The 23,711-nt window shown below is 45.7% G+C and carries 23 protein-coding genes and 1 pseudogene; 8 read left to right on the forward strand and 16 right to left on the reverse strand.

Annotated elements, in window-relative coordinates:
- Positions 1-68: 68 nt before the first annotated feature.
- A complete protein-coding gene (locus tag B9N89_RS19085) occupies positions 69-2,786 on the forward strand; it encodes a HAMP domain-containing protein (RefSeq protein WP_132319840.1) in 2,718 nt (905 codons plus the stop codon).
- An 84-nt stretch (positions 2,787-2,870) separates the two neighbouring features.
- Here the strand turns inward: B9N89_RS19085 and B9N89_RS19090 are convergent, their stop codons facing one another.
- The 3 genes from B9N89_RS19090 to B9N89_RS19100 form a co-directional block, all read right to left on the reverse strand.
- Entirely contained in the window at positions 2,871-3,581 is a 711-nt protein-coding gene (locus tag B9N89_RS19090) for an outer membrane protein OmpK (RefSeq protein ID WP_132319842.1), read from the reverse strand.
- Positions 3,582-3,683: 102 nt separating this feature from the next.
- On the reverse strand, positions 3,684-5,387 hold the full coding sequence (locus tag B9N89_RS19095; protein ID WP_143478220.1) for a hypothetical protein: 1,704 nt from the start codon (positions 5,385-5,387) through the stop codon (positions 3,684-3,686).
- Positions 5,388-5,398: 11 nt separating this feature from the next.
- Positions 5,399-6,181 (reverse strand): hypothetical protein, encoded by a 783-nt coding sequence (locus B9N89_RS19100; protein ID WP_132319846.1) that lies wholly within the window; start codon positions 6,179-6,181, stop codon positions 5,399-5,401.
- A gap of 519 nt (positions 6,182-6,700) precedes the next feature.
- Here B9N89_RS19100 and B9N89_RS19105 point away from each other — a divergent pair.
- Complete coding sequence (locus B9N89_RS19105; RefSeq protein WP_132319848.1) at positions 6,701-7,111, forward strand: response regulator; 411 nt, start codon at positions 6,701-6,703, stop codon at positions 7,109-7,111.
- Positions 7,112-7,121: 10 nt separating this feature from the next.
- Here B9N89_RS19105 and B9N89_RS19110 read toward each other — a convergent pair whose 3' ends face one another.
- Positions 7,122-7,598 carry a Fur family transcriptional regulator gene (locus B9N89_RS19110; RefSeq protein WP_132319850.1) on the reverse strand — a complete coding sequence of 159 codons (477 nt, stop codon included), beginning with the start codon at positions 7,596-7,598 and terminating at the stop codon, positions 7,122-7,124.
- A 376-nt stretch (positions 7,599-7,974) separates the two neighbouring features.
- Between B9N89_RS19110 and B9N89_RS19115 the strand changes: the two genes are divergently transcribed.
- Together B9N89_RS19115 and B9N89_RS19120 are read left to right on the forward strand one after the other, a co-directional pair.
- Positions 7,975-8,217 (forward strand): type II toxin-antitoxin system Phd/YefM family antitoxin, encoded by a 243-nt coding sequence (locus B9N89_RS19115; RefSeq protein WP_132319852.1) that lies wholly within the window; start codon positions 7,975-7,977, stop codon positions 8,215-8,217.
- Between the two features lie 12 nt (positions 8,218-8,229).
- Entirely contained in the window at positions 8,230-8,619 is a 390-nt protein-coding gene (locus B9N89_RS19120) for a type II toxin-antitoxin system VapC family toxin (RefSeq protein ID WP_159455491.1), read from the forward strand.
- Positions 8,620-8,796: 177 nt separating this feature from the next.
- On the opposite strand, the gene B9N89_RS19125 is transcribed toward B9N89_RS19120, so the two are convergent.
- Genes B9N89_RS19125 through B9N89_RS19150 form a run of 6 tightly spaced genes read right to left on the reverse strand, consistent with a single transcriptional unit; the run spans position 8,797 to position 13,292 of the window.
- Positions 8,797-9,129: a hypothetical protein gene (locus tag B9N89_RS19125; RefSeq protein WP_132319856.1), complete on the reverse strand. Its 333-nt coding sequence runs from the start codon at positions 9,127-9,129 to the stop codon at positions 8,797-8,799.
- A 7-nt stretch (positions 9,130-9,136) separates the two neighbouring features.
- Positions 9,137-10,009, reverse strand: coding sequence for a hypothetical protein (locus B9N89_RS19130; RefSeq protein ID WP_132319858.1), 873 nt, complete (start codon positions 10,007-10,009; stop codon positions 9,137-9,139).
- Positions 10,009-10,557 carry an ATP-binding cassette domain-containing protein gene (locus tag B9N89_RS19135; RefSeq protein WP_268808820.1) on the reverse strand — a complete coding sequence of 183 codons (549 nt, stop codon included), beginning with the start codon at positions 10,555-10,557 and terminating at the stop codon, positions 10,009-10,011. Before B9N89_RS19135 ends, B9N89_RS19130 begins: the two co-directional genes overlap by 1 nt.
- A gap of 49 nt (positions 10,558-10,606) precedes the next feature.
- Positions 10,607-11,557, reverse strand: a complete 951-nt coding sequence (locus tag B9N89_RS19140) for a metal ABC transporter substrate-binding protein (protein WP_132319862.1) — start codon at positions 11,555-11,557, stop codon at positions 10,607-10,609.
- A gap of 5 nt (positions 11,558-11,562) precedes the next feature.
- Positions 11,563-12,660, reverse strand: coding sequence for a hypothetical protein (locus B9N89_RS19145; RefSeq protein ID WP_132319864.1), 1,098 nt, complete (start codon positions 12,658-12,660; stop codon positions 11,563-11,565).
- 8 nt (positions 12,661-12,668) lie between these two features.
- The gene (locus B9N89_RS19150; protein WP_132319866.1) at positions 12,669-13,292 is read right to left on the reverse strand and encodes a hypothetical protein; all 624 of its coding nucleotides are present in this window, start codon (positions 13,290-13,292) and stop codon (positions 12,669-12,671) included.
- Positions 13,293-13,833: 541 nt separating this feature from the next.
- Here B9N89_RS19150 and B9N89_RS19155 point away from each other — a divergent pair.
- Both B9N89_RS19155 and B9N89_RS19160 read left to right on the forward strand, forming a co-directional pair.
- Complete coding sequence (locus B9N89_RS19155; RefSeq protein ID WP_143478221.1) at positions 13,834-14,028, forward strand: hypothetical protein; 195 nt, start codon at positions 13,834-13,836, stop codon at positions 14,026-14,028.
- A gap of 315 nt (positions 14,029-14,343) precedes the next feature.
- Positions 14,344-15,576, forward strand: coding sequence for an EAL domain-containing protein (locus B9N89_RS19160; protein WP_132319870.1), 1,233 nt, complete (start codon positions 14,344-14,346; stop codon positions 15,574-15,576).
- A gap of 256 nt (positions 15,577-15,832) precedes the next feature.
- Here the strand turns inward: B9N89_RS19160 and B9N89_RS19165 are convergent, their stop codons facing one another.
- Entirely contained in the window at positions 15,833-17,050 is a 1,218-nt protein-coding gene (locus B9N89_RS19165) for a cytochrome D1 domain-containing protein (protein WP_132319872.1), read from the reverse strand.
- Positions 17,051-17,439: 389 nt separating this feature from the next.
- On the opposite strand from B9N89_RS19165, the pseudogene B9N89_RS32450 reads away from it, so the two are divergent.
- A pseudogene (locus B9N89_RS32450) lies at positions 17,440-17,784 on the forward strand (DUF1428 domain-containing protein); the annotation flags it as partial.
- An 81-nt stretch (positions 17,785-17,865) separates the two neighbouring features.
- On the opposite strand, the gene B9N89_RS19175 reads toward B9N89_RS32450, so the two are convergent.
- The 3 genes from B9N89_RS19175 to B9N89_RS19185 form a co-directional block, all read right to left on the reverse strand.
- Positions 17,866-18,561 carry a response regulator gene (locus B9N89_RS19175; RefSeq protein ID WP_132319874.1) on the reverse strand — a complete coding sequence of 232 codons (696 nt, stop codon included), beginning with the start codon at positions 18,559-18,561 and terminating at the stop codon, positions 17,866-17,868.
- Positions 18,562-18,578: 17 nt separating this feature from the next.
- Positions 18,579-19,655: an HDOD domain-containing protein gene (locus tag B9N89_RS19180; RefSeq protein ID WP_132319876.1), complete on the reverse strand. Its 1,077-nt coding sequence runs from the start codon at positions 19,653-19,655 to the stop codon at positions 18,579-18,581.
- Positions 19,656-19,894: 239 nt separating this feature from the next.
- Positions 19,895-20,689 (reverse strand): hypothetical protein, encoded by a 795-nt coding sequence (locus B9N89_RS19185; protein WP_132319878.1) that lies wholly within the window; start codon positions 20,687-20,689, stop codon positions 19,895-19,897.
- 249 nt (positions 20,690-20,938) lie between these two features.
- Here B9N89_RS19185 and B9N89_RS19190 point away from each other — a divergent pair, with 249 nt between their 5' ends.
- The gene (locus B9N89_RS19190; RefSeq protein WP_132319880.1) at positions 20,939-21,970 is read left to right on the forward strand and encodes a serine/threonine protein kinase; all 1,032 of its coding nucleotides are present in this window, start codon (positions 20,939-20,941) and stop codon (positions 21,968-21,970) included.
- 47 nt (positions 21,971-22,017) lie between these two features.
- Here the strand turns inward: B9N89_RS19190 and nadA are convergent, their stop codons facing one another.
- Positions 22,018-23,058 carry a quinolinate synthase NadA gene (gene nadA / locus B9N89_RS19195; RefSeq protein ID WP_132319882.1) on the reverse strand — a complete coding sequence of 347 codons (1,041 nt, stop codon included), beginning with the start codon at positions 23,056-23,058 and terminating at the stop codon, positions 22,018-22,020.
- Positions 23,059-23,232: 174 nt separating this feature from the next.
- The gene (locus B9N89_RS19200) at positions 23,233-23,685 is read right to left on the reverse strand and encodes a hypothetical protein (RefSeq protein ID WP_132319884.1); all 453 of its coding nucleotides are present in this window, start codon (positions 23,683-23,685) and stop codon (positions 23,233-23,235) included.
- Positions 23,686-23,711: the final 26 nt, after the last annotated feature.

A 23,711-nucleotide genomic window follows, 5' to 3' on the forward strand; every position in this document is an offset into this window, starting at 1 on the left:
AAAAACTAAAGATATTTTTGACAATCACGTTAAGGAGACCATGGTATGACTACGTCCAGGAGTTGGTAATGGCGAACCTTAACCGTTCCGAGTCGATCGCACGAAAGCTCAATCTCAGGTTGCTGATCCTTGTGACCTTAGCGATGACTGTGTTCTCAGGGATTTTAGGGCTCCGTAATTACCAAAAAATTGAGAGCACCCTGAAAGCGAGAAGCCATAGCATACTTCAACTAGCATCCATAGCTTTCAGCGAACCTCTTTGGAACTATGACCAGGAAAGCATCGAAAAATTTTCGGAATCGATTATCAACGACGATGTCGTTGAAGCCTTGGAAGTCATCGATCAAGATGGCAATACAAATTACTCCTACTCCAAGACAGGTAACTCAGATGAGATCGCAGCGTTCTCTGGCAATAGTGATTATCTCTATCACGAGGCCAATGTCATCCGTGAAGATAATCCTATTGGCTTGATTAAACTTGTGGTGTCTACTAAGTCAGCAAAAGAAGGGATTAAAGAAAGCCTTACGGCACTAGCCGGTCTCACGACAATCCTTCTCATTTCATTGGCGTTCACACTAAAAGTTACATTAACTGCACTAATCAAGAAACCTATCAATTATCTTACGGGCAGAGCTGCTGAGCTAGCTGGTGGTGATCTTTCGCAGTCAATCAAAACCGATCGCAACGACGAACTGGGTATCTTAGCGGGGGCCTTCGATACCATGAGGGTTTCGATTAAGAAGAAAATTGAGGATCTGGACTTTCTCAATTTGATGGGTGAGACGGTGAACCAATTACCGAGTCGGAAGCACGTTCTGAAGCATGTATTGCGGGGTTTGGAAACTCACACCGATGCTCAGGCAGCGGTTATGTACAATCGTTTTGATGGTCGCTTAGTATCTGAGAAAGACTTCCATAATCACAACTTCTATGAAGAAATAGATCTCAGTCACCCCGAACTTCAAGAGAAACTAGGCACCAATGAGTCTGTGAACTTTGCTTGTTGTGGGCTTTTTCTCTCTCGCGATCACGGGGGGCAAGTCTTCGTTCTGCCGCTAATAGACGAAGGAGAGCTTGTGGGCGTCATTGCTCTGTGGAACGCTGAGGGCTTCGAGCAGGGACAAGATGAGATCGGTCACACCCTAGACACCTTAGCTCGCATCGTGACTACGCGGCTCAAGAATCTCAACATGATTGAGATCATTGAAGATCAGAATCGAAACTTGGAACGTAAGGTTGAAGAAAGAACAGCAGAGTTAGCAGAGAAAACCAATGACATCAACGCGATGTTGCAGAATATTCCTCAGGGTATTTTTACCATTGTTGACGGCAATCAAATCCATCATGAGTATTCACACCACTTGGAAGATATTCTGGGTCGAAAAGATATCGCTCAGCACAATGCGATGGACCTTATCTTTGCCCGATCAAATCTATCAGGGGACGCCTGTAGCCAGATCGGAAGCTTCCTGGATTTTGCGATTGGGGAAGACGATATCAATTATTCAGCAAACCAGGATCTATTGGCCAGTGAGATTGAATTTCGAGATTACCACGATGAGAAAAAAGTACTGCAAATTGATTGGTCTCCGATTCTAAACGACTCTGATGAGGTTAGTAAGATACTTGTCAGTTTGAAGGACGTCACGGATCTCAAAGCATTGGAAGCCCAGAATGAAGCCCAAAAAAGGGAGTTGGCAATGATTGGCCAAATCCTGAATGTGGGGCCTAGCAAATTCCGCGAATTCTTGACCACTGCCGATTCTCTAATTGAAGAGATCAAAGGCTTAGCTATTGGCAATATGGGAGAGAGAGCGATTGCCGAGGTCAAGCGAGACCTTCATACTTTGAAGGGCAATGCTCGGATTCGTGGGATATCTTATCTTTCCGAAGTGGTTCACGAGGTGGAAGATCGCTTTGCCAATGGTTTGGAACTCAACAGCGCTAACGTGATTCAGGAAGTTGACCATATCGAAACCTGTGTTGCTTCTTATTCCTCAATCTTGAATGACAAGCTTAGCTCGCAAAATTCGGAATCAGCTGTAAGTGCGGATATGGTACATCGCTTGGTCGCTATTCAGAAGATGTGCAAGGAGACGGCGAACTGCTCCCAGGATGTGGTTGATGCCATCGATGATGTTTGCAACAAGGTGCAGGGGAATCATTCGATTGATGACGTTATCAACGAAATGCGAGGCAACCTGAAATCGATCGCATCGAGTCTCGCTAAGCCAGAGCCTGTGTTTCGGGTTAAGGTGCCTTACTTTGAAATGAAGCCTGAATTAAAGCAGGCCTTGGGTAATGTCTTCCCTCACCTGATTAATAATGCCTTAGATCATGGCATTGAATCTCCCGAAGTTCGGCTCGGAAAGAATAAGGATCAGCGGGGAACAATTTTCGTGAATGGCCGCCAAGCTGGAAATGATATGCAGATCGAATTTTATGATGATGGTCAGGGTCTCGATATCTCTCGGATTAGAGATAAGCTCTCTCAGCAACGGGGAGTTGACGCTAGCCAGATCAATGAGATCGAAGTCGCGGATTCCATATTCGCGTCTGGCTTTAGTACAGCCCAGAAAATTACTGATATATCTGGTCGTGGTGTGGGCTTGGATGCGGTCAAACAAGCATTGATCAAGTTAGGTGCCAATATTGAAGTTCGACTGATCGGAGATCCCACGGACGATGGCTTCCGGCAGTTTAAGTTTATTATGAAAATACCCATCGAAGTTTCAGAAGAAGCAGGATCGGATGCCAGCAACAAGCTGGAAAAGCTTTCCTAAACGAAAAAGTCGGGCGATGGACCCGACTTTTTTCCGAACTGCAGAATTTCTGAACTAAAGTGAAATTAGTTGAATCTCAGTACTTTAGAGAGTCCAGCGAATCATGGCTTGAGGGACCTGCTCGGTATCAGCATCTTTAACAGCTAGCTTGGGGTCCCAGTATTGAAACTCCACACCGAGTGCAATTTCCTTTGTAACTTGGTAAAGAAGTTGGGGCTGCATGAGCAGGTTGGCTTCTTTCTTTCCGGTGTCATCACCTTCTTCACCGGCGTAGTCAAGAAAGCCACCAAAGCTCAGCTTATCGATAATATTAAGACCCCAAACCAAAGTGACTTGGAAGCCTGTACCCTCAACGCTTAAATCATCACGTACGTAAAAGTGTGATTGGAAAAAGTTGAATCCAGGAATTTTTAGATCAACATAGAATCCATACAGGTAAATTCTTCTAAACCCAACTGGAATATTAATCTGTGCTGCAATACCAAAATCAGCAACAAGGCCATCAGATTGCTGGCCCATAATTTTATTATAGCTAAAGCGAGGGTTCCACTCTAGGTACATGGACTGATCGTCTTTAGTATCAGCCTTTTCAACGTCTACAAAGAAAAAATTGTCACCATAGGTCCAACCGCTGACATGTTCAAACGTGATAATTGTTTGATCGTAATCCTCTCCAAAAGGATTCACGTAGTCGGTACCGCTTAAGAGACTGATCGAAGTATTACTCCAGTCAGCAGCGACGGCGGAGCCGGAAAGTAGAATAGAGCTTAAAGCAAGATTTTTTAGCAAACCCATCGATGACACTCCTACGACGTTATTATTGATTTTCTCCAGAATAACGTGTCATTGGTAATTCATCTACAGAATTTGCCAAAAAACCTAGGTTTTTTTTAGGCCTTAGCTGCCAAAGTCTCCTTGGCTAAGGCCCATAGCTGCATTCCATTGCTGGCATAAGCCCTGAAAACGCCTGCCATCAGCTTGAAGGCTGTAGTCTAGCTCAACAATATATTCTTGAATAGCCAAGTCTTTCATAGCAAAGCAAGAATCTTCCTGGCAGTTGATAGCCGTATCGTAGGACAACACGCCAGATTCCGAGGTGCCCTTACACGGCTCGTAGGCCGGTGCGTCGAAGTCATGCTCACGACCGATTGCATGTAAATTCTCATGGAGGGCTGTCACAGCAATTAGCATCAATACCAGAGGTGATCGTTGTTCACTAAGGTCTTGCTGCCTAACTCCGGCCAGCTCACACCAGAAGATCTCGTCGGTATCGAGGCTGGTGACATAGGCCAGAACCCCTTGCTCCGCACAAGCCTGCGTGTTGCCAAGGTAGGTTATTTTAGAAATATTGCCTTCCCAAAACGTAGCATAGGACGTGGGGCTTGCACCCAACCAAAAGTCGAAGGCACGTTGTAGAGAGTCGACCTGAGGGGTGCTGAAGGTTGTCACATCTAAGGTGTTCAATGTGATTGGGTTCTTGTCTTGGGCTTCGATGACTTTTAAAGCCCCAACGGGATTCCCAATATCGATCGTTTCAAACGGCGTTGGAGACATCCGTAGGCCCACCGAAACTGTATTTTTTGGGTCATTGGGGTTACTTGCACTTGCTGCCCAACCACAGGTATCGCCCTGGCCCTGAGTTTGGATTTCCATATACGACTCACAGGAGATGCCTAAGGAAAACCCCGACTCAAGGGGCGTTGGAGATGCTACCTGACAAGCCTCCAAACTTCGTCCGCCAGAACTAGTAGGTATAATCTCGCCCACGTCGACCCCGTCCGGTGCTGAAAAATTATATGCAAAGGACTGGAGGTCTTCAGGGTTGCCGAGCTTCGTCTCGCCATTCAAGCTATGGTAGCGGCAAGTTGTTTGGCTGTCTTGGGGAGTCACCTGGATGTCTTCTTGGTGTAAGCCTTCGACTCCGAGGATGATGTCGCTGGGTTCGTCGATAGCGATCACTTCATAGCTATGATTACCAGCAAGGCGGGTACCACTAGCGGAAGAATCGATCATCATCAAAATTTCATCGATCGCAGCATCAGCCTGCTTCGTGCCTAGGATTTCTCCAGCCACAGTGGGAACGGGATTAAAAACAATATCCACAGCCTCGTCACCAATAGAAATGCTTAGGCTACACTGAATTCGACCAGAAATAATGAAGTCGGCGAGATTTGATTTAAGTTTCGCTGGATAGTGAGAACGCCAAAAAACATAGAGCTCTTCGCCTTGAGAAATGGTGCTAGGGCTTAGACTTGGGTCTGTGCTGCTTGTTGAGATTTCTAGGTCACGACAAAGCTCAGTGAGCATAGGGCGATTTTCTTCAGACACCTGTGAACGGTCGATCAGTGCTGATTTCTGAATGCTGATAGCGCCCCCCTGATCGAACTTCATAGGAACCACACCGAAGGTGTATTCGAAGGCGTCTTGTTGTGGCTCACTAGCAAAATTTAGAGAGACTTTAGCTGGTTCCCGGCCAATATCGAGATCGGCAGAGGTTTGTGTGCCTCGACGAGATTGAATCTTAGGAGCCTGTGAGCAGGAACTTAAGAAAACCAATAGCCCTAAACTGAAAAACATAACTTTTGAAACATCCTTGTACATAGCAACTACCCTCATGGTGTTCTTGACGAAAGTCGTGTATAGAGTTGATCTGTCTTATCGATTCGAGTCATAACTTTTAGATATGCATTGGGGTCTGATTCACCGAGTATCTTGAGAGCATGTTCGCGATGAACTAAAGACACAGGGTTCGGTGACAAGCCAAGGGCTGTATCAAACAAGATCCCTTTGGCGACATGGTTATCAAATGCTAGTTGTCCCAGTTTGCGGATCGCCTGCATCTGCTCAACCGCAATCAATCGTGATTCCAAAGTTGGATGAGATTGAAGTTGAATTAGTTCTTCATTTTCAAATCGGGGCGTCTCGCGATAGAGAATGTCCTGCCAAAGGGGGAGAAGTTCAGGATCTTCGATCTTCCCCGCGAGAAATAGTATCTTATCCCGACGGAGCTCTTGTCCTGGTATGGTTTTCTTAAACTTTGAAACTAATATTGTTGCTGACTCAGGAGTTTCTCTAATGCTTCTTAAAGCTCGAAGGAATGACTCTTTATCCTCAAGATCCACGGTTTCCAAACTGCTTTGAACGAGTTTTAGGCTTTCTTCTGGAAACGAATCGCTGTCGTCTTCAGAAAATTCCTCTGCAGTTGACTCTGAATCCAGTTCTAACTCTGCAGCGTATTGTGGGCCTTTGATAACCATCACCTCAGCCGGTTCAACCTGTGGCTCGCTTAAAACATGCTGTGCAAGCTCAGGCGGGATATCCCGGAGCACAAATGTCCAGCAAAGAAACAAAGAAACTGCTGTCAACGCACAAATCGTGATGAGTCTAGAGATCATATTCCACCCTACCTGAAGTCCATAGGTATGAAATGCAAACTCTGGGCCGAGCTAAGATGTTAGAATAAAATGGCTTTGTGTGGCTATACTATAGATAGTGTAAGAATCTTACGCACTCTAAAGGATTTGTTCTGCTGAAGGTTGCTGATCGATATCTCGTTATCCCCGGGGTGAGTTTTAGTAGTTTCTTTAATGTTCGTTAGATGATCTACATTATAACATTCATTTAAAAAACCTATATCGCTTAAAGTTCGCTCATGAAACGCCAAAGCAGCGGTTAGGCAAATTTATAAGATTTTTTATCTTTTCGTATCAGTTATTCATGAAGTAACATGACCCTGCAATCAATCGATCATCACGGATTCAACAGAACTTAAGTCTGATAAGGCTTCTGGGAAACTTACCCAGAAGTTTTTAGAAGATCACAAGAACTTTGAAGTAGGGGGCCTAAGGCCTACATAGCGTGGGGCTTGAAGCCCGAGACCACTATGCAATACACGCGAATAGGGACCAGAACTTATGAGCAACAGCACATTGAAAGTCTTGATCGTGGATGACGAACCCGAACTTTTGGAGCTTTTAGAAACTCATTTGGAGCTACACGGTTACTTGGTTAAGAAGGCCAGTAATGGTCTTACAGCTTGGCAAATCATCCAAGCAGAGCCCATCGATGTGGTCGTTACAGACGTTTATATGCCATGCAGAACTGGTCTTGAACTTCTCGACGACGTTAGACATAGGCCTTGTCACAAGCCGAGGATGATTGTGACATCAGGCTCGTATCATTTATCGGAAAGCTTAATTCTTGCGAAGGGGGCTGAGGCTTTTTTGCCAAAGCCTACGAACCTTCGAACTCTGCTATCACATATCGAAGACTCGATTCGCTTTGACCTCACTGTACAACATCAGGTCTTGCAGTCCATAGGCTAGACCCACGGGCTCAAGCCTTGTCGGCGCAATCTGAGCACTGGCCAGATAGCTCCATAAGCATGCCCTTAGACTCAAAGCTAGGATTGATCTGTTTGGTCATGAAGAAAAATGATCCCACCAACTCTTGGTCAAGTTGATGCTCTTCGACTTTGCTGCACTCTTCACAGCGATAGATAATATGGACCAATTTATCGTGACAAATATGCTCTGAATTGCACTTGATGTATCTTCCTGATTGACCCACCAAATGAATCAACTCAAGGTCTGAATAAGTTTGGAGGGTGCGGTAGACGGTTGCAAAATCAAAGGAGGTTTGCCCTTGGTCGATGAGTCGCTGGTGAACATCCTTGGCAGTAAATGGAATATTAAGTTCTTGCAAGGTCTCGGAAATAGTCATCCGTGTGCGTGTGATGCGATGCCCCTGATCTTTAAGCTTTTCAGCGCACTTCTCTTTAAAAGAGTGGCAACAATCTAGACTGGCTTCCATTTTTGTCCCTTTGGCGGTTCACGGGTGCAGGTCTCCGCTTCCGAAAATATAGGAAAAAAGCCATTTTGGCAACACTCAACAAAATTGAATTCGGCCTCTGACGGCTGACTTGCTTTACAGGTGCTTCGGTTTTATTCGAGATTGAAAAACATCCTATCTTGCTTCTATGAGAATAGCGTTTTTAAAAGTGATTCAACCGTCGCTTGACATCCAAAAGACATACTTCATGGGCTGTGCTGCATCGTATAAGTTGCTAGTAACACGTATTTATATTCGGTCTATGCCAAGCCCCAAGGCCGTATCTCTTGACAAGAGATGGCGAGATTAGCTAGATTGGCTAGAGGTGGCTAATCTAGCTTGATTTTGGAGGGCCCGAGTGGATAAGAAAGAGGTAAAACTGAACCTTAGCGAGGTGAAAAACAATCTGTCCAAGATAGTTTCTGACTTAGAAATGGGTATTACATCGAAGGTCATCCTGACCAAAAATGGGAAACCTGCAGTAGTCCTAGAAGTCTACAGCGAGCCGAAGACATCAGTTCGTGGCCTCTGGAAAGGGAAAGCTCAGGTTAGCGATGACTTTGATGAGATTCCAGATGAGTTCTCAGACTATATCAAGTGACTGGAGGAGATTTTGCGCTACCTTTTGGACACATGTGCTCTGATATTCTACCTCCAAGATGAGGGAAGTATTGCTGAGGAGATTGAGTCATTGATCGCTCGCCATGAAGTAAGTTATTCGGTGATCAATATTTGGGAAATGTCTCTCAAACGACGCCTGGGAAAGCTAAATTCTCCGCCTATTGATCGTGAATTCACTGATCAGCTGGCAAAATGCTTTAGGTCTAGCGTGTCAGTAGAGGATGCTCACATTGTAGCCATGGATAACCTTCCCGTATTTGATGATCATAAAGATCCTTTTGATAGATTGATTATTGCTCAGGCAATCTCTGAAAATCTCACAGTTGTAACCTCCGATGACAAGTTTAGCCGATACGATGGTCTCAACCTTTATAGCCTTTGAGTGCGAGAGGGTCTAATGCCATCGAGTTTAATGATCCTTAGTCACTAGCAATGAGGGCTTTTCTATCGAGATCGAAAGGAGAGGGCTGCCCTGGGATGATATGAAGCCATTAATGCTGGAACTCAGAATGCCTGCATAATTTCACCAGGGTGCTTTCTTGTTCCAGAAGGGTGATGACTAACCAGATTTAAGTGTGTCTAGAATTTTCTGGACACCCTCCCTACGCTCTCCGTCGATTTCAAGCGATAATTCCTTCAAACAGGCCTTGTGATACATATCCCAGATACCATTCGATTTATCTTCAGGTTCTAAATGAATCAATTGACCTTGTATTGCAGCACTAGCGACGGCAACCCTAGTCATTTCATATCTAGGGATTTTGTGAGGCATTTCAGGGCTGAAGTCTTTGTCTTCCAAGTCTTCATCAACGTAGATCACAAAATCCAGCATCTCTAGTCTTGTTCCGTAAAACTCATTCCTATAAACGGGAATTGTTTTTTCTTTTACCATTCCAGCCTCACTTGAGAGTTTTCATACTTTGAACAAAAGTAAAGAGTAACGCAATAGCTCCCATCATTAGAACGATTACAGAAATTGTTGGTAGACTAGGAACTACCAGGCTCAAAATGAATCCAGATGGAACTCCGATGGTAATTAAGAGAGATACTGCTCGTAAGTGGTTGCGAATATTCGAGACATTCCAAGATTTCACCAATACCGTTGGTAGGAATAAAAGTGCCAATGTGCTCACGAAGCCCAATGTTTGTATGCATAAACATATATAGGCTAGTACTGAAAATTCGAAGACCGTTCTCTTGAGCTTTGAACCTCTATCGTGAACGAAACCAAAGAAGGCGTATTCGAAGGTTTCCCCCGCATAGGTTTTCCATCTCTTAAGGTAAGCACCGCCAAGGAGGAGAGTCGCTAAGCCGAGAATCTCTAGGGTATGAATACTGGCTGTCGTAAAATTTCCGAAAAAAACCCTACTGAACTGCTGTTCCAGAGCTGGAAATAGACGGCTAATCAAAGAGTTCATAGAAATTAGGCATATGAATATAGCTATGAAAATCGTATTACGAGATTCGGCTAGGTTCCTACTGATTTTAGCTAGTAATAGACTTAAACAGGCAGCAAAACCCAGGGCGGCTAAACTTGGAACAAGGGAGTGGCCTTCCACGCTAGCATGTAACGCCTCCTGTCCCCCTACAGATAGAATCCCCAGAAGTCCCAGAAGAACTCCTGACAAGGCTCCTTGTGACAGGCAAAAAACTTGTAGAGACTGGTCGCGACCAGCAAGATGGCTCCCTAGTTGGGCCAAAAGAATCCCAGAGAAACTGGCCACTACGATTGAAATCCAATATACATCCAGTAGGATTAAGAGATCTTTCATTACGAACTCCTCTCGACTGGCTTTAAATCAACAAGTTTTGGGTTAAAGGCATCCACAAGCATTTGCCTTTCTTCCCCATGAGCGATGATAACCATACTAGGAAGTCCTGGTGTTTCGAAGTAATCTCCAAGACGTTTAAGCACCAAACCAGCATGGTTCACATCCAAGTGATTAAAGGGTTCATCCAGCAAAAGGAGCCTGGGGTGAGAGAGCATCGATCGACTAATAAGGGCTCTTTGGCGCTCACCACCACTTGCAAAATTCCACTTTCTCTTTGCGAGGGCTACGTCGACTAGTCCCAACTCAATCATCTTCTCGAATTCGATTCCGGTGCCCATAGTTACCACATCGCCAATTGTGTACGGTAGGTGGGAACTAATGTTGTGGCTTTGAGCTTGGTATACAAACTCATCACTTGAAACATATTTCTTAAGGGTTCCGCTGTAATTTTGTTGTAAGCCGGCAATGGCTCGCATGAGGGTTGTTTTACCGGACCCATTGGGGCCTTGGACGATCGCCACCTCACCCTCATAAAGCTGGAGATTCACCGGCTGAAATAAAGGATGATGTGCAATGTGGGCTTGGAAAGAATCTAGCTCAAGGATGAGCTTTGTGTGTTCTTGGGAGCTTATCAATAATTGTATCCACCAGGCTTTGCTGTAATAGTAGCGGGGTTTTTATGGACTCACGACCTGGTTGAGCCATGTCGCTATGAATTATGGCAGGGATCTTAGCAATTTTGGCAAACTTTTCAACTACCGATCTGGAGTTGAATGGCACCGCTAAAACAGCTGAGACCTTGGCCTTCTTTGCGTCCATTGCTTTCAAAGCAACTGCGCCAGCAGATGGTGCAACACCTGGAGTTTCCTCCACATTGCCGAATAACTTAAATCCGTAGGACTTGAAGAAATAGGTGAAGTTGCCATGGTACTGCGCTAAAGTCGGCAACTGGTCTCCAAAATGCTCCAGTAGCTTAGCTTTCAGTTCAACGTGCTTGGTTTGTAACCGTTTCTTAAGCCGCTCAAGGTTTCCCTGCATGCGCACCATTCCTGCCTCGTCAAGGTTGGCTGCGAAATGAATGGCCATCTTTTCCGCTGCCTTACTTAAGTCAGGAAGGCTCGCATAGTAGTGAGGGTTTCCCTCAGGGTGAACATCACCCATACTTCGATCGATGGGGCCTTTGGGCTTTTCCAAGGTCTCAATTGAAGCTCCCACATCGCAATAACCATCGCGACCGAATTGAATCTTTTGGTTTGCTGTTTTCTCGATAACTTTAGGTACCCAGCCAACCTCAAGAGATACACCAACAAAGCAGAATACATCAGCTTTGGAGGCAGCCAAGATAAAGCTCGGGACAGCATCCACGGCATGGGCATCTTCGTACCCATTTAGTAGGGTTGTGACGCTTCCATCCTTTTGGAGCAGTTCCGAAGCAACCCATGCGATATCAGGGGTGGTCGCCACAACATTCAAAACTTTTCCATAAAGGGAAGATGTCACGATCAGAGACGTTAGCAGTAGCCATAAGGAAAGTTTTCGCAATTTCATGTCTCCTAAAAATCATGACTGGGGTGAGCGCCCAGAATGAAGGCAGTTTGCATTAGCACTTGAGTGGTTTCTTCTTTGTCTCGACCTTCCTGATCCCTTTGATTGTGGTAGTAGGCCAGCCCAACCCTTGCAAACTCGCTGCTGAAATAAAGTAAGTTTATTTCGTAGCCGCCGCGGCTGTTGTCATTCTCAGTGGAAGTTACAGTACTGTAGTCATAGCGTGCACCAACAGCTAGGTCACGTGTCAGATAGTGCTGAAGGTAGGCATAGCCTCCCAGCAACTCATCAGTTGTTCCCGAAAGAGTTAACTCTCTCTTCCATAGTTCAGCCTGTAGCAGCCAGGTCAGGTGGCCGTATGTTCGGATCTTACTGGTAAGATCGAAACCATAAAGCTGCATTTTCTCGCCAATGGCACTGGTGCGTCCCACGTAGTTAAAGCCTATCTGAGTCGGTGCAACGATGTCGTTGTAGGTTACGATACGGCTATAGTGGGTTGGACTCTTGGGAAGGTCGTCTTCCACGTGGCTATGACCAAAGTCGCGGCCATTAGTTACACCAATCGTTACATCCATGTAGAAAGGTAGTGGCAGAAGTGAAGACACTTCGAGGCCAGTGTCAATGATTCCTTCGTTGGAACCGAACAATTCTTTCTGCATGATAGTTGGTGTTATGAATGGCCAGTCATGCTGATGAATCTGGTTTATGCGGCCGATCCCCAAGAAGAACTGCCCGGCTTTGAATCGAAAACCATCCAAAAGCTTAACAGAGCTTAGGTAAGCTTCGTGAACTTCAGGTTCTCCATAGGCCTGACTTCCCTCAGGGTGGGCAGCGAAGCTTAGAACACCGTCGAACCTTGGGTCGATAGGTGCATAAAGCATGAATTCAGCGGAACGCAGTTTGTAGGACTCTTTAGATTGATACTGGACAGATGATGTTTCTTCACCAACAGGAAAAGAGCCGACAAGGTCAACAGCCAAGCTGGTTTTGAGCCCACCTTGGTCTGCTAACGCGGTGGATCTTAATATCGGGCTTAAGGCTGAAAGAAGAAAAAACCCCAGCGACATAAGTCGAGCTGGGTTTCGGTTTTGCTTAGTTCTTATCAAGGGAAATCTCACTCTTCATCTTCGGCTTCAGCAGCGCCAACTGTGAAAGCGGTGACTGTTGCATTGTTGAGATTGAGTCCCACGAATTTACCGGCGCCGTAAATCCCGTCTGTTTTTTCAGCGGGCTCCGCGGATTCTGGGAAGTCATCTCCAATCCAAGCAATCACATGAGAACCATTATCTTCTCCGTTGTGTACTTCGACGCTAATTGTGAAGCTTGTCGAGGTGTCCGCAGTACTGTTGAAGGTAGTAACGGTATCTTCTGTACCGCTACCAGTGGTATAGTTCATCGCTAGGTTACCGTCGTTCTTACCAAGGGTGACAATTTGTCCGCCAGTTAAGTCCGATTCAGAGAAGCTGTGAAGAGCTACGGAGCTGTCATCAGCAGCACTTAGATCGATGGTTAGAAGGAAGTTAGTTTCTTCGGCGCGTTCTTGTACGAGGGTGTCTCCGAAATTCAGGGTGCCTGTGCCCGAAACGGAATTACCCTCTACTGTGGGCGATCCTGAGATAACAGTATAAGCCTTGCCGAAAACACTGGTGGTCGCCACTGGGTCGTCATCATCGCTACCACAGCCCGTGAAAACTACTACAGCCAATCCGGCGAATGCGAGTTTAGTCATAACTTTCATTTTCTATTCTCCCTTAATTTTAACCTCGGCTTATTGGCTAGTGATGGAGCATCCAGCAGCTTTTCCAAGGTTTTGTAAAAAACAGTTATCCGCAACTATAGGCAGATCAGACCCAGGTAGAGTTAACCTAAAAGCAACTATGAGGCAACGCACTATACACACCTAGTAGCTATCCTAGAGAACTGAGCTAAGGGCATAACGCCTTTAGACTCAATCCGTATTGACACCGACTCTACACGTATCGCACCATTATTGCAACTATTTGCAATAGATAGGAAATAATTGAAGCAGGAGCTGAGAGTTGAAGGCTGTGGGCAGAAACCAGGAAGTGAAGGAGCGGCGACGCTAATACGGATTCAGAAAGATCTATAGACTCATCTAAAGTGTTTTGTCAACAGTATAGAGCTTGAAAGATTTCCAGACTTTCCCGTCTTACCCGCAGGTGGTTGGTATCCATATTTATGCCCATAAATAGCAGATATTATTGCTTTTATGTGAGTCCGGGTTTTGGTAGTAAGTGTGATCTCCTGCAGCTCGTCGAATGATGATGACACTCCAAATGGCCTTCGATAGTATCAAGTACACGACGACCAATGCAGGCGATGCGAGCCTCGCAAGCGAGGATCAAGCCTTAGCTAGCTCAGGAAGTCTTCTTTTTCGCGATGTGTTTGCTTGTTCAGTAACCGAAGGTGGTCAGATCGAACTAGGTTTTAGTCCCGTAGAAGGGGGGATCTAGGCTTTTGTGAGCTTCTCAGATATTGGCATTCACTCGCACACTCTTTTCAAAGACAGCATATAATACAAATATTTGCAATATAGGCTTAGTTTTTAGCTTTGGATAAGGATAAAATGACTAGTATATATTTACAGTATTCGGTTACAACAGTATCGATGTCAAAATTTTTAATGCAAATATTTGCAATAAAAATCATTTTGATGTCAAAATATAATAAAAGGTCTGTGCCTGTGGGGATTAAGACCGGCTCTAGCCAGCAGTGTCGACGCTAATCAGTTAATAAATCTCCGTCGGCCTTTGTATAGTGGGAGCAGCGTGCTGGGAACGACTAAAAAACGTCGCTATTCTCCTGGGGAAGTTATTTTTTCTCAAGGCGATAGTGGAAACTGTGCTTTTATTATTGAGATGGGGCGGGTCGAAGTATTCGTTACTTCAGATTTAGAAAAAGTCGTTCTTGCTAATTTAGGTGTCGGAGAAATTTTTGGCGAGATGTCTGTTCTCGACGGTTCCCCTCGCTCCGCTTCGGCAGTTGCACTGGAGAGCGCTGAACTAGCGATTGTTTCGAATGAAGCGATCTCAGAAAGATTCGAAGCCGCTGATCCAATTGTTCGCCTTCTGATAACTATGCTGTTGAAACATGTTCGATTTTCAAATCGTTCTGTATTAAATCAAACAGATGTTTCGAGGTCCGTATCGAGACTACTAGAGGCAGACGCAATAGCGAAGCAGAAACATGAAGCTCTAGATCGCCTGAGGTTGGAATCTGACTTGAAGCAAGGGTTGCAAGAAGGGCAGTTTCAGCTCCATTTTCAACCTATCGTTAATATGCTGGATCGTCAGTTGGTGGGGTTTGAATCCTTGATACGCTGGCATAGCCCCAATAGAGGGCTAGTAAGGCCTGATGTTTTCATTGGTATTGCGGAGGAGACGAGTCTCATAGTTCCCATTGGTAGATGGGTTATAGAGCAGGCATGTAAGCATCTCTCCTTATTCAAAAAGCAGCTTGAAAAACATCGTTTCCCACAGGCACTATTTATGAGTATCAATATATCAGGCCGTCAGTTCCAAGACCCACACTTCTTTAATCACCTCTTAGAGGCTATAAAAGAAACTTGTACTTCCCCAAAAGATATTAAGCTAGAAGTTACAGAAAGAACACTCATGCAAGGTGCTTCCGCACTTCATATGATCAACAAGTCTAGAAAGCTTGGGTTTCAGGTTGCACTTGATGACTTTGGAACAGGTTATTCTAGTTTGAGTTATTTAAGCCGATTCGAGGTTGATAACTTGAAGGTTGATCAATCATTCGTGAGAAATATGAATAAAGATAGGAAAGTGCAAGTTATCACAAAAGCTATCATCGATATGGCAATGGGTATGGGGCTGCCTTCGATTGCAGAGGGAATTGAAACAGAGGGAGACTTTGAGACACTTAAACAGATGGGGTGTGAATTTGGTCAAGGGTATCTGTTCGCAAAACCACTGTCATATCCTCAGGCGATATCGTACCTCTTGAAACAAAAAGAAACATATGGATTCACGGGATAGCCCTTCTCGAATTACTGGAAAAACCTATAAAACAAGCTACTTTCCTGCCGTCATCGGGAATGGTGAAGTGCATTCAGATTCCTAGCTGAGTGCTAATTTAGGATCAAAATCTTGCAATGTATCGAGGCTCCACTCCTGATCGGTTGAAAACAGATTTTTTTCAAGTTTCTCGATCAAAAGCGGCATCTCAGTAAGAAGATTCTCAGATATACTCTTCCGTGGAGTTGTCCTCCGTAGTTTGCCAATTCTCAACAGTCTACTGGGAACCAAAACTAGTCAACATAGTGGGAGTTCCACCAATCTGGATAACTTTCTTAATGGAGAGAGATATCAGGTCAAAGACAACCACTTCACCATCCCTTGGGTTGCTGATGAAGACAAACCCTTGGCCAACAGTTATCTGAGGGTCTATAGCCCCATGGTTCTCCCCGGTGGACTCTGATGTGACTTTCGATTGGTGAATAAGTTCTCGGGTTTCTACATCAAGGACTCCAAGTGTGCCATCACGACCTAAGAAGATAAGATAGCGACCATCACTTGAAAATTTAAAGCGGCTATAGTCCATCGACATCTCGCGAATAGTCATTGCCTTAGTACTTGGGTCGATCTCAACATAGCGATTTTTACCGAAGTTACCCACTATGTAAGGGGCCTTGTTATGGGCTACCAAGGTACCCACCCGCCCCTTATCCTCAGGGCCTAGCTCACTCGGGGCAACTTTATAACTCTTCAGCCCTTCATCTGCTTCTTCAATCATCAACACGCCATCACCGCAACCGAAGGCTACCACTTTATCTGTCGCAGCTTCTCCGTGTAACGCTGGGCAGTCTTCAAAATTTTGGCCTACCCGATTGCCTGTCTGATTGAACACCTGAATGCCGACAGGAAGCCCTCCTTCCTGTGCCTCCTCAATCAATGGTTTTGATACCAAAAAATGATCTCCGAAGGCAAGTGCTACGCCGTGGTGGGGAGCCCCTGAATCTATGGTTATTGGGTCGTTTCCAAGGCCATCTTCTAACGATTCAGGGATGAACTGAGCGATTCCTCCTTCATCGAAGAAGATCGCTGCATAGCCAGCTTTGGCGACGAAATGGATGGGAAGAGGGCCTTCAAGGCTTGTTTCCATGAGGCGAGGGTTGTCTTGAACTTGCACTCCATTTTCAAACCATAGCCCCCCATCGACAATGTTCACCTTATTTTCCGTCATCTGTATAGCATAGGCGAATCGTCCAGTTTCTCCGGTATAGACCCTAGAAGTTCCAGAGGTTGGAATGCTTTGTAGAACCTTCCCTTCACCTAGGTCCACGACCTTAAGAATAGGCTCCAAACCGTCTGCTACGAGAATTCTACTAGCAACTGGACCTTGAAGGTTTAAAGGGTTTTGCTGATCCTGATCATCTTTGCTATCCGAGCAGGATAAGATCAAGAGGAGTGAAAATATTGGTAGTGATACTTTATTCAAAATGGACTGCACGATCATCTCCTTTTCCACCCATAAGGGTCAGTGGCAACGTACTGCCTATTGATACACACCCCACATGAGAGCGCTTTGGTCATTGCCGATATATGTCACAACCAAATTTTATTTGCAAATACTTGCATTATACCTAGGTGGAGAGTCATTACAGCTCACCTACGTTGTTGTGTAGTTTATGGCGTGTTTCGCAGGTCGTCGTCTTCGGCTCCGGTAGTTCACGTCCTGCTAATCCTGGCTTACTTTCATCACCATTGGGCAGGAGCTACCATTCGGGCGCTGATATGAACTGACGTGGGTTCCAAAACTTGTCTTTACGAGGTTTTCATCGTAAGCTCTTCCAGCTTTCGAACTAAATCTAGGGATCCCCTACGAGTAAATATGTCGACGGTTTTTTAATTCCTTTTCCCCAAAATAAGCTTGATGAATACAAAAAATTAGCTCAGATTTCAGCGGATGTTTGGAAGGAGCATGGGGCTATAGACTACTTTGTGTGTATTGCTGATGACGCTCCTATTGGTGAAATTACCTCATTTCCTGGGAGTGTAAACTTAAAGGAAGATGAAATCGTGGTTTATGCTTGCATAACTTATAGAGACAGAGAACACAGGGACCAAGTAAATAAAAAATGCATGGAAGACTCTAGACTAAGCTACATGACAGATCCAAGTGTTCTCCCCTTTGATGGCAAAAGAATGATTTGGGATGGTTTCAAAAGTTCATTGATTGAATAGCAGTTAAACTACTGTAGTAGGTAGTTAGTGTTGACTAATAGAGATCGGCTTCATCCAGCTAGGAATCAGGCGCATTCAGGGCTAAGTAATTTTTACCCACTTTTGGAAGGTCTCGTTCTTGGAAAGCTCTTGCTTGGTGATCGAGTCGAACTCAAAGCCAGCTTTGGTAGAATCAGAATCGATACTTTTCCATCGACAGTGCATATAACCTTGAACAGTCTCGTTATCTTTGCTTAATTGAAACGATACCGTAGAAATCGGCACAACAGGTGATTCCAGCTCGACTCCCAATCCACCGGTACTCAGGTTGAGCAAGTCCCCCCGCGAGGACTGTCTGCCGTTTGATACCATCACATCGAGCTGCAATTGGGAAGGCTTTCGGCGCAGAAATTTCCGTTGGTAGGTGTTTAATTCGTTGGCGAGATGAATGTCGTTGTTTTTTAGAAACTCGATAAAGCCTTCCGAGTCTATTGGTTTGGCAAGAATACCAGAAATCCCAGAGCTGTATAGTTTCTCAAAGGATATGTTCGCGTCTCCAGTCATGATCATCACAGGAATATCGTACTGGTGCTTGATGCTGAGGGCGAGTTCATCGCCTCTCATTTCCGGCATAAAATAATCAGTTAAGATGCAGTCGATATCTTTGTTCTGTTTGACGATGGCCAGTGCTTCAACTCCTCCACCAGCAATTACGGTGTTAAAGCCAGCGTCGTCGAGAGTTACTTTTAGCACTTCAAGAAACTCTGGTTCGTCATCAACAAGTAGTACCTTACCCATTTGGCTATCCTTTCAGCCTAGCTAGCCGCTTTTTCGCGGAACTCCATTAGAGAGGTCCCCACTTCGTCCCGTTTTTTCTCATCGAAGCCAAAGATTTTCGCGTATTTCTCAAACAGAGTTTCATCCATGCGATGAGGCTGCAACATCACCCAATGGGTGTACTGGTTCGCAAGAGCAACCACTTGCTGAAGTGTCGGGCCTTCATGCTCTGGTTTATCATCATCCTCGTCAAGGAAATCGGTATCATCTTCAGCGAGGTCATCCACATCATTTGGCTTGAGGTGGTGGCTCGAAAGGCTATGAACGATGTATTCTGGGAATCCCCATAAAGCTGCCGCGACTTCTCCCAGAACAATGTGAGAAATCGAGCGCAGCTGATCTTCCGCCTCTTGATAAGTCTTGGGTCGACGAGGATTGTCTGATGTTCGGGTTATGTCATCGGTAGTTTCTGGAAAACAAATCGCAGAAACCACTTTGCCCACGTTACACAGGGAACCAGCGATATAAGCCTCATCTTTATTCACTGAGGGAGCATAATTTTTTGCGATATATTCTGCAATGCGACCTGTTAATATAGCTTCTTGCCAGTACTTATCTTTACTAAACTCATTGGTTTTAAAATCGAACTCTTGAAGTGTTTCAGCGAGAATCATGTCGCTCAGTGTTTTGCGGCCCACGTAAGAAACTGCATGCTCTAGGCTGGTGATCTCAGGAACGGATGCGGCTCTGATATTATTCGCTGAATTAATGATCGCTAATGCTATGTTGGGAGCCATTTTTAGGGCTTCTTTGATATCTTTAGTAGACGAGTTTTCGTCAGCAATCAGCGACTGCAGCTTGATTACAGCAGAGGGAATCAAAGGGATATTTTTAATCTCTTGGACGCTGGAGAAGACGGTTTTCGCAGCATCAGACATATTTAGGGTTGGGGAATACCACTCAAATTCACCCTTCTTTAAGATCATTCCACTGCCACAGGAGCATTCGAACCAAAGATTGCCTCTTGAGCAAACCCGGAACTTCGAGGTGCCCTTAAGATAATCTTCGGGGGTCACGTACTGACGATTGCAACATTGGCAGAAAGTTGGTTTCATCGACTCACTCCGGAGGGTACCAGGTTAAAAAGGTTCACCATGTTATCGTAAAAAAATGGGCCAACTTAAGAGATGATTTGTCTTCGAGTTAAATGATTGAATTTATATTCAATTTTTTTGGAATAGAGCCAAAGGAAAGTAATTTTTGTAGGACCTTCAATGGTGGGTGAGGGAATTTATGTGGAAATAGGAGGGTCGGAAACGCCCTCCTCAAAATACCGCTCAATGGTCTTAAAGAACTAATTCCAACCGGGTTGTCCCATCTCACGACCCACCGGGCTCATACTTAGTTGTGAAAGTAGGATATAGCCTCGGTTTACAACATTGGCCCAATCTCCTTCTACTGTTACCAGGCAAGGGTCGCCTTGGGGAAGGTTTTGAATCGTAGTACCGTTCGGTGTATCTTTAAGTTCGGCACCGCCGGCCATCACAAAGTAAACTCTTGCGCCTCCAGGGGGCGCCATGGCCGGGGCTGCTGGGGCTGCTGTTGCGCCTGCAGCGTTATTCATCATACCAGCGTCCATTCCCATATTTGCTCCCATCCCCGGGTCCATGGGCACACCTCCAGCAGCGTTGCCGGTATTCATGCTATTCATCATTGCGTTGAGATCTTCCATCTCATTGCCCATTCCCATGGCGCTGTTAGCCATGTTGTCCATGCCTATGGAATTATCAGCACCAGGGATACCAGTACCCGCACCGAGATCATCTGAGATGACGGGATCGGTATTGGTTAGATTCGAGAGAGTGTCGTTTGCGGTATTGTCCATTCCCTCCATACCCAGGGAATTTGCTTCGTTAAATTGATTCGACTCTTGGCTTTGTTGATTCTCTTCTTGGTTCTCAAAGTTATCATCTTCTTGCTCTTGCTGATCCTCATCACCCTCTTGTTCGTCATCTTCGTCTTCCTGATCGTCAAACGATTCGAACTCTTCTTGCTGCTGATCACCCCCACCAAAGAGAGCGCAGCCCTGAAGGCTCATGAGCCCGAAGAACATTATAAGAATCCCGATGTATGAGCGGCTTAGTTTCATGGTTTAACACCTTCCCGAAAATGGATGTTAGATTTAGACCTGGCATTTCATTCGGGTAAGTTTCGCGGGATACTCAATGAGCAGGTCTATCTGCCCGAAAATATTGTATTAAAATTTGAGGTGGACACAATATTTTGCCCGTGGAGGATGGTCTCCTTTTTAGTTTCTTTTACGAATCAATTCTTGTTACCTTAAGAAATTCGTGGCAAAAGCCATTGGAATTAACATCCTAAATGGGGACTACCATCATTGGCTGAGTCAGAATCACCATGGGGTCAGAAGGAAACGCAGTTTTTCTATGAGTTAACCCCAGATAAGATTCTCGATGCAATCGAGAGTGTGTTAGATGTGCGATGTACCGGTCGGGCATTTGCCCATAATAGTATGGAGAACCGGGTCTACGAACTAGAACTCGACCTGGAACATGATCCTGCCCATCCCTACGATAAGCATAAGATTGTTAAGTTTTACCGTCCGGGTCGTTGGAATCGTGAGCAGATCGCCGAAGAGCATCGCTTTTTATTGGCATTACGGGAAGATGACATTCCTGTGGTGGCCCCTGAGATTTTATCAGATGGATCAACTCTGGCGAGGCTTGAAGGTTCAGGACTGTTTTATTGTGTGTTTCCGAAGGTAGGTGGGCGCTCACCTCATGAGCTGAGTGGGGAACAGATCGATCAGGTTGGTCGGCTGTTGGCGCGGCTCCATAATGTGGGGGCTGCTCAGAACGCTGAGCACCGCATTCGCATATCCGCGGAAGCTTACGGCCGTCAAAATCTAAGCTATCTTATGGACCATCAGCATCTGCCGCCTCACCTAGAGTCCACTTATCGTGATTTGGTCCAGGAGATTTGTGACCAGGCTGAAAGCAAGCTGGAATCCGCAGAGCAGATTCAAATTCATGGCGACTGTCATCTCGGCAATCTGCTGTGGGGAGCTGAAGGACCTTTTTGGGTTGACTTCGATGATTCGGTGATCGGACCCCCTGTGCAGGATCTATGGCTCATGGTGTTGGGGCGAGGGGCAGAATACAAGCAGCAAATGGATCGCCTGATCCGCAGCTACGAGATGATGCGAGAGTTTGATTGGGCGAGCCTTGATCTGATTGAGCCGTTGCGAGCTTTACGAATGATTCACTTTCATGGTTGGATCGCACGAAGAGCCAAAGATCCAGCCTTTCAAAGGGCATTTCCAGACTTTGGCACTGAGCTGTATTGGGCAACGCAAATCCATGATCTGCAAGAACAGAAAAGTTTTATGGATCAGAAAGGCGTCTGGTAAGGCGCCTTCCATGTCTATAAAGGCTGTTAGCTAAGGTTTGACGGACCTTAGTTAATTTCCATCATCCGATCGATAGACAGTTTCGCTTTCGCGGCGACATCTTCTGGAACCGTGACTTCGTAGTGGAGTTCCTCTAAGGCTAGTTTGGTATCTTCCAAAGTAATCTGCGCCATATGAGGACAGCGGTGGCTGCACAGTCTTAGAATATCTTTGTCATTGGTTTCCGCAATGATGTTGTCGGCCATCGAGCATTCGGTAAGAAGTAGATACCGTGGTGCGTTCACTTCTTTCACGTACTTAATCATAGCTGACGTACTACCGGAAAAGTCTGCTGCTTGGGCGACTTCAGGAGGGCACTCGGGGTGTGCTAAAACTACCACATCTGGGTACTGACTCCGAACTGACTCGATATCCTGAACAGTGAAGAGGTCGTGAACCTCGCACTTGCCGTGCCAGCCGATGAAGACTTTTTCTATGGACTCCTGGCCAGTGGCTGAAGCCATATGAGTATCGGGGAAGATAATCGTTTTGCCAGTCTCTCGGGCGACATTTCGGGCTAGGTATTCATCCGGGATGAATATGACCTTGTCTGAGTCCAAGGACGCAACGACCTTAGCAGCATTGCCTGAAGTACAGCAAACATCGGTTTCAGCCTTCACATCAGCATAGGTGTTGATATAGGTAACCACTGGCACCCCTGGATACTTCTCTTTCAGCTGGCGAACATCGGCAGCCGTAATCGAGGACGCCAGTGAGCAGCCGGCCTTTTTCGAGGGTATCAGAACCTTACGATCGGGGTTTAAAATCTTTGCGGTCTCAGCCATGAATTCGACGCCGCAGAAGACTATCACATCCTTATCAGCCTCTTTTGCGCGGTGACAGAGTTCTAGGGAGTCACCGGTATAATCGGCTACGCCATGGTAGAGGGCTGGTTCCATATAGTTATGGCCTAGAATGACGGCATTCTTTTCTACCTTCAAGCGGTTGATTTCATGAATCAACTTTGCCTTTTCCTGAAGCTCAAAGTCAGGAATAAGATCTGCCATTTTTGATTTTAGTCTTTGATAGGTTTCTTCAACGGTAGTCATGACTTACTCCAGGCGCGTTACGAGGAATCAAGCAGTTTGTCTAATTTTTGGGAAAAATTCAATGTTAAATGTAGAGCGCTAGGTAGCAGCTTTTCCTGGCTTGAAACATGAGGTCATGGAGAGACAGCCCGCTACCTTTACAGGGTAGCGGGTGGAGTTAATCTTAGATTAAACTTACTCGCTGACGCTGAACTTAAGTTCGCGAGCGGCACGGCCGTTGATGATGGCAGCTGTTCCTTCGAATAGCTGGTATCCCTGGCTTGCCTTGCTCAATAGGCCATCGAGAACGATCCGAGACGTTCCGGCTTCGCCGATGACGATTCTGTCACCAAGATTGACGCTGGTCGCGCAAATTGTGGTGACGGTATATTCCACACCAGCAACAGTGATGGTACCACCGAAGTCATAGTACTCCATGTTGCTCGGGCAGTTGCTCGCTTCCCGCGCATCAAGGGGCTGAGTGAAGTTGCGAGGTTCGAAGTTGAGCAGCAGTTGCTCCGTTGTTCCATTATCGAACACCTGACCGCTCATGGCATAAGCGCCAAAGGGCAGGGTACCCTCGCCACCAATGGCTAGGCTGTTGATAAGAATGGTCATGCCGAACAAGCATCGCATTACAAGTTTCATGATATGGGGCCTCCCGTGTAATATTC

This window comes from Pseudobacteriovorax antillogorgiicola, from assembly GCF_900177345.1.
GTDB classification, from domain to species: domain Bacteria; phylum Bdellovibrionota_B; class Oligoflexia; order Oligoflexales; family Oligoflexaceae; genus Pseudobacteriovorax; species Pseudobacteriovorax antillogorgiicola.